Raw genomic sequence first — 6,131 nt, 5'->3', positions numbered from 1 at the left:
GCCGATAAGATCGAGATCTGTTGCGGCTGAATGGCTTTCGGGCACAGGGAGGAGGCAATTCCGCCGACCTCAACTCATGCTGGCAGCCCAGGCAAGCTCGCCTGTGCCAGACTTTGAATCAGCCCTGATGGGTGTGGCTTTGGTGATGGGCTTGCGAGTGAGTGGCAGCATGAACCATCAGCTCTAGCCAAAGCGATAATATAAGGGCAGCTTCGCATAACCAATGAAATCATTGGCACTCCACTACATGCTTACTAGTGCTGCAATCGCTTTCACAGCAGCCATTTTAATCCAGCCATCTAAAGCTCAAACTGCGAAAACCCAGCCCCCATGTAGCTACAACGGTGGTAGATTTATTCCCGTGAAGCACATAGATAATGGTGGAGCATTTACCCTTGTGTGGTCGGATGGACCCAAAATGACCTACGTATGGCGCGGCGCAAACATGGATGAATGGAACGTCACCGATACACTTGGAGGACGCTGGCATTACGGCGATTACAGAGATGGTGGCTCATTTGCCCTCACGAATCTAGATAATGGCAATCAGATAAGATGCATTAGGAGGCGATAAATAGGAATGGCTCTTCGTGGCTTTGTCACCCCACAGCAGCTCCCCACCTTCTTGGCCTTTCACCAGCAGGCAGCTGATCAGCTCGGGGGCAACCTGCTCGGCCGGGCGGCAAAAGAAGGAGTGGGGGAGGTGCTGGGAGAGCGTGGTGGCCATGAGAGACTATTCATATAGATATAAGGCAATGGGCATTATGAATCCACGCGTTACCCAACTAGCACTAGGCATTGTATTCGCGGCAACCTGCAGCAGTGTAATTGCTCAGACTTCACAAGACACCTTCAAAGCCATGTGCATTATTCAGATTAATGAACAGCAATTAATGGAAACATGCGAAGTAACTGAAGTACGCGTCGGTCAGTGGCGGAGGGGAATTCGGGTGGTAGCTCCGATTCATCAATACGAAATGAGGGATGGGACTTTCAGTGGTTGTCCCTCAAACGCAACCACTTGGGACTCAGTCACTAACTCCTGCTACAGCTTTTCTTGGAATTCCGAACCACTACCAGGCAACGAAGGCAAAAGCTGCCCTGATAAGGATGGCTGGATTACGCCATGCAACCTAATGATTGCTGACAACCAAATGATAAGGGTTACACCTCACCTGCTCGTGCAAGGATTGTCTTTTGGATGACGCATAGCCCTAAAGTGACTCCGCTTGCGAATGATTAGACCCTCCTGGGAATACCAAACAGCTTCAGCGATGGCTCCCCACAGCAGCTCGCCTGAGGCTTGGCGTTTCACCACCAGGCAGCCGGCGAGCTAGTGGGCGACAACCTCAGCGGGGCGGGCGAAAAAGCTTTGAGGGAGGGTCTTGGTGGCTATGGGAGTGGCTGCTTAAATAAACGCTAAAGTTTTATCGACCAGCCAGTATTCTTGCAGAACCGATAATCTCTAGTGTTTTTGCCAGATATCGCACAATACAAGTAATTGCCAAATTTACCAATCCCATAAGACTTAATTCTTGCTCTTTGTGCTTTCCCTATAACCTTTTGGTCCCAATATGAGAACACCTCCCCCGAGCCAGACACTCCTGTGCAATCATCTGTTGGCGATGCGGTAGTGGAAACTAATAAACCACCAAGGGTTGATGCTATGGAGCTCACCTGTGATTAGGAGTTTGATATTCCGTTTCAGGAGATGGGTTTGCCTGCGCTCTTGTATTTGTACTTGGGCTTGTATTGAGGTCATTTGAGTTTCTCCTGTTTCTTGTCACGCTGAAGCACTGGCAGACCCTTCGGCATCCAGCACATCTCTTCTGTTGGGTTGCTCGCAGCTATCGCTTCTCAATCCACCGAGTAAGCACTGCAGGCGATAGTTATTTATGCAAGTTGCAGGGTTTACAGGGTCTGTGCACGGCGACAATTAGGTAGGCGGGCGCCTACGTAGTTGACACCGGGCGAACACCAGACGGTCGAGTTCAACCCCGAACCAGGCGAGTACCAGCGCCGAGCTTGCTCCGAGAGCCAGACCAGGCGCTAGCGGACGCAGCGTTCTGGCCAGGCGCCAAGGCTTAACAAAAGAATGGTGTGCGATCAAACCTGAATCTGCTGCCGAAGGCGAGCAGGAATGCTCTGTGGCCTGTGACACACCGGGGATGCCAATGGCTGCTTCCAGCAGCTGCACCAGCTCAGTAAGGATGCCCGGGCTATAGATCTCACCCAGTTCAGCGGTGAGGACCTGCAGGGTCGCGCGAGCATTGGCTGATTGCTGCTCTCTGAGAAGTTGCAAAAACAATGGTTGTCGGCCCAGATCCTGCAGCGGCATCGATCAACCGATTGACAAGCGCCTGGGCCGGCAGGCTGTTCAGCTCACCGCTGCCCACCCAGTGGCGCACCTGTTCGCCGATCTCCCGGCCGATTCCCATCCCAACCTTGCACCTCAGTGGGTCATTCAACGCCCCTGGGTTCGAACGCCGGTGCGCCCTAAATCAGCGGTGAGTGGCGATCCGCCGCATGCCAGCCACTGACTGCGGAAATTCTGGTCAAGATGGGCCTAGTTGAAGCTGCGTGGATCACGGCGGCTGCCGCTGCGGTCAACCTCCTGGTGGGTTGCCACCAAACCTGAGCCGATGCCGTATAGCACCTTCCATTGGGCAATCTGTGACGCCAGGCTGCGGTACTGCGCATTGGTGTAACCGGAATGGTGGCCCCGCTCGCCATCCGCTCCGTACGGCAGCCGCAACCCTGGATCTTCACCCCGCTGCAGTGATCGGGCGCGTCTAGTGCAGCCACTTGTGGACGGCGTGAGCATTGCTCTCGATCCGTAGGAAGCCGCCTGGGGGGAGGAGCCGGGGAACTGAGCATGAGGCGCTGGAGACATGCGGCTCAAGATCAGGGTGCCGGAGGCTTGAACTGCTGCATTCAGCCTTGCACCAGTAACAAGCAGGCTGTATTCGAGTGAAGAGAGAGCAAAGCATCCAGACCAGGCTCCCAACCCGGTGGAAAAAAAGACAGGGATGGCCTCCGGCGGTGACTTCGCGAATTCAGGGAGGACCAATGCGAGGACAGACAGCGAGGGGCCGCATTCGCGGATTGAGTCCAAAACGTCATAGCAAGGGGTTGATTCGCAGGCCGAAGGCCTAGCGGCTGTGCGAGATCCAAGTCCTGGCGCAGTTTATTGCCCCACTGTTCAACGGTCTCAAGCCCTGGATGTGGGTCGAAGAGCATTGTCCCCAAGCTGACCGTCAGCTACTGTTCGCCGAGCTCAGGTTGCGGCTTTCCACTGAGCCATGTCGTTCGAGTTGTTACGGAGACATCCATGAAGGCCATTCAAATATTCCAGCGAAGTTTCAAGATCTGCCTGCCAGCCCTTGCCCTTGCGATTCCATCGGTAGTGGTGGCGTTTACGGCCCCTGACTCAAGCCATCCAGGCCTAGATCAACTCATTGCTGCGCTGCCTGCACCAAGCCCTGACCGCATCTGGGTCAAACTGCGGCAGCATCTCAGCCTTGAAAGCCTCTCTGCGGACCTTGGGTTGCCCGACGAACAGCTGGCCAATCTCAATAATGTGTCGCTGGATCATGAGTTCCGCATGGGGGATTGGCTGGTGCTGCCCAGCCAAAAGACGCGCGAGATCAAAAGGCTGCCCGCTGTGGACACCAGCGAGCTGCGGCGCACCCCTCCGCTTGAGAGCCAAGCGCCCTTGGAACAACGCGGCGTGGTGCGCCTCGGTGAAACACTATCCAATCTCGCCCAGCGCTACGGCCTGACACTGCAGGAGCTGTTGCGACTCAATCCGGGTCTCGAAGGGGCGAGGTTGGTAGCTGGCAGCCAGATCCAGGTCGCCCAGGCGACACCAGGGCGATCACGAATGGTGCTCGGCCTGAAGCCCACCACGAGTGGTGGCATCAGCTGGCCTGAACAACCCGACTTCGGGGAGGTAACCAGACCATTTGGCCAACCCATAACAAGCACGGGCTGGGTTTGGCCCACTCGAGGCGTATTCACATCGGGCTACGGTTGGCGTTGGGGTCGCATTCACAAGGGCATCGATGTGGCCAACAACGTTGGCACCCCGATCGTTGCCGCCAAGGAAGGCCGAGTGGTCTTCGCTGGCTGGAACGATGGCGGCTATGGCTACCTGGTGACCCTGGCCCATCCCGATGGAAGCCGATCCATCTACGCCCACAACAGCCGCCTGCTGGTGAAGGTGGGACAAGAGGTGCAACAGGGCCAGGCAATTTCCCAGATGGGTAGCACCGGCCGCAGCACCGGGCCCCATTTGCATTTCGAAATCCATCCCGCCAAACGCGGTGCGATCAACCCGCTGCAATTGCTGCCGCAAAGGGCCTAACACAATCAAGACGAGATCAGCGCAGAAGGTCAAGGCAGCTGCGATGTTGATTAGGGGAAATTTTTATTAAAAAAGAGTTTTTATCGCCCCACTGGTGCAAATCTCACTGCAGCATGAAACCTTGGCAGATTTCAATGAATCCAGTTCAATGGTTTCAGAAGAGGGGTAAAAACGCCAGCGCGAAAGCAGAGCAATATTATTGACCTGATCTGAAAGACTGGGATGAATGAAGTTTCCAAGGCTCGTTGCAAGAACTCGGTTCCCATGTGGGGTTTTGACGATGGAGACGGATTCAGCAACATGGGGACCTGACCCTATGGCGGCATCGACTAGTCCCTCACGCAACCAAGCAGAAAGGATTGTCTTGAGCTTGGCGTGGCTTGCAGCATCCCAGCTGTGGAGAGCTAGTACTCGAAAGCCCTTTGCGGCTGCCATCTGCTTCTTGTAACGCGCCAGCCCACTGTCACACAGGATATTCCTACAATGCTGCGAATCGCCACCTACGTAAGCACTTAAGAAGAAAACAGGGATAGATCCACCGTCCACCTTGAAGTCCCCGGCAGAAGGCGTGGAGGGAGCAGCAGAAAAAACTCCACTAAAAAGCGGGGGGTTTTGTGAAGAGGAAGAATGCTTAAGAAGGTTCGTGATGTGTGCTGCAGTTTGCAACGGGCCATTCCCCTCGGGAGAACGCAAGCAATCAAAGGAATGATTATTTGCCAAGCCAACTAGGTTAAATCCAATAGAAAGTGCATCAGAAAGCTCTTGCGGAGGCGTAATGAATGCATAAGTAGAACGACTCGGCGGCGCCCAGAAGGCACTACAGATATTGCCAACACTGGTCTCCCAGTTGATGTAATTAATGTCACCTATTAGCTGTAGCTTGGAGTCAAAAGAGTTGTAGGCACGTTTAAAACCGGCGCGGTATACAGGCCTGGAAACATGAGAGTTTGCCCAGCCTGCGTCCCCAAAGGCAGAGAACGAAAAGGAGATGGAACTGGCGGCCTGGCCAGAGGCCGGTTTCTGACTTAATTGGGGCGGTATGGGTTCAAAAACTTGAATCAGATCTGAGTTGTTAGTGTTGCTGAAGGAAGGCCTTACCGCAGTACACGCAGAAACAGCAAGCATCGAGAGGGCAATTACTCCAAGCCTCATAGCTCTCTCCGCAAAACAATGAGCTGGAAGCATAGCAGTACCAGGAGCCACTGGCTACCAACACATATGCAAATACCATGGGGAGCGAGAAGGGCACACTGAGATGAGCGCAGTTGATTATATAGGAAAACAAAGAAATAGGTGAAAACAATGACAATGTGCTAACGGAAAAAGCGCACACCACCTTGACGCAGTGGTTTACGCCATAGCTCACATACACATAAAACCGCCCTGGCTCGCCGAAGAGCGTTTCGTTGCTGGGGGTGCGGCGGCGATGCCCGTGGCAGGCGGGCTCGCTCTGGCAATACGCCTCCGTTTCCACAATCACGCCCCAGAGCAGCTGACCAGAGGCTTGGCGTTTCACCAGCAGGCAGCCGATGAGCTCAGGGGCAATCACCTCGGCAGGGCGAGCGAAGAAGGATTGGGGGAAGTGCTGGGAGAGGTTGATGGCTATGGGGGTGGCTTATGCTCAAAGGAATACATCAGGGGCACCTCGAAAAATCGCAAGACCGCTTGATAGCGACCGAATTTGAATTATACTAAGGCTTCAAGATTACATGCTTTCCATGGGCCAGCGAGGTTTCTGGGACGAACAACAAAGAGTTGCAAAGCT

General features: G+C 54.4%; 5 protein-coding genes and 1 pseudogene. 1 reads left to right on the top strand and 5 read right to left on the bottom strand.

Going from position 1 to position 6,131, the window contains the following annotated elements; genetic code table 11:
- Window positions 1-532: 532 nt before the first annotated feature.
- From KBY83_RS15240 to KBY83_RS15230, 3 genes are all read right to left on the bottom strand, one after another.
- Entirely contained in the window at window positions 533-727 is a 195-nt protein-coding gene (locus KBY83_RS15240) for a hypothetical protein (RefSeq protein WP_255020415.1), read from the bottom strand.
- Window positions 728-1,936: 1,209 nt separating this feature from the next.
- Window positions 1,937-2,338 (bottom strand): hypothetical protein, encoded by a 402-nt coding sequence (locus KBY83_RS15235; RefSeq protein ID WP_255020414.1) that lies wholly within the window; start codon window positions 2,336-2,338, stop codon window positions 1,937-1,939.
- A 228-nt stretch (window positions 2,339-2,566) separates the two neighbouring features.
- Complete coding sequence (locus KBY83_RS15230; protein WP_255020413.1) at window positions 2,567-2,893, bottom strand: hypothetical protein; 327 nt, start codon at window positions 2,891-2,893, stop codon at window positions 2,567-2,569.
- A 438-nt stretch (window positions 2,894-3,331) separates the two neighbouring features.
- Here KBY83_RS15230 and KBY83_RS15225 point away from each other — a divergent pair, with 438 nt between their 5' ends.
- A complete protein-coding gene (locus KBY83_RS15225) occupies window positions 3,332-4,366 on the top strand; it encodes a M23 family metallopeptidase (RefSeq protein WP_255020412.1) in 1,035 nt (344 codons plus the stop codon).
- Between the two features lie 66 nt (window positions 4,367-4,432).
- Here the strand turns inward: KBY83_RS15225 and KBY83_RS15220 are convergent, their stop codons facing one another.
- Window positions 4,433-5,491: a CapA family protein gene (locus tag KBY83_RS15220; RefSeq protein ID WP_255020411.1), complete on the bottom strand. Its 1,059-nt coding sequence runs from the start codon at window positions 5,489-5,491 to the stop codon at window positions 4,433-4,435.
- Window positions 5,492-5,696: 205 nt separating this feature from the next.
- Window positions 5,697-5,972: pseudogene (locus KBY83_RS15215) on the bottom strand (DNA-3-methyladenine glycosylase); the annotation flags it as partial.
- Window positions 5,973-6,131 lie beyond the last annotated feature (159 nt).

The sequence above is a fragment of the Cyanobium sp. WKJ7-Wakatipu genome (genome assembly GCF_024345355.1).
Taxonomy (GTDB): Bacteria; Cyanobacteriota; Cyanobacteriia; order PCC-6307; family Cyanobiaceae; genus Cyanobium_A; species Cyanobium_A usitatum.
The sequence above is the reverse complement of the archived record's forward strand: the minus strand, read 5'-3'. Positions and strand labels throughout refer to the sequence as shown.

What these genes read in the sequence shown, in the direction of transcription:
- KBY83_RS15235 (WP_255020414.1), bottom strand. Translation starts at nt 2,338, where the DNA reads ATGCCGCTGCAGGATCTGGGCCGACAACCATTGTTTTTGCAACTTCTC.
- KBY83_RS15230 (WP_255020413.1), bottom strand. Translation starts at nt 2,893, where the DNA reads ATGTCTCCAGCGCCTCATGCTCAGTTCCCCGGCTCCTCCCCCCAGGCG.
- KBY83_RS15220 (WP_255020411.1), bottom strand. Translation starts at nt 5,491, where the DNA reads ATGCTTGCTGTTTCTGCGTGTACTGCGGTAAGGCCTTCCTTCAGCAAC.
- KBY83_RS15225 (WP_255020412.1), top strand. Translation starts at nt 3,332, where the DNA reads ATGAAGGCCATTCAAATATTCCAGCGAAGTTTCAAGATCTGCCTGCCA.
- KBY83_RS15240 (WP_255020415.1), bottom strand. Translation starts at nt 727, where the DNA reads ATGGCCACCACGCTCTCCCAGCACCTCCCCCACTCCTTCTTTTGCCGC.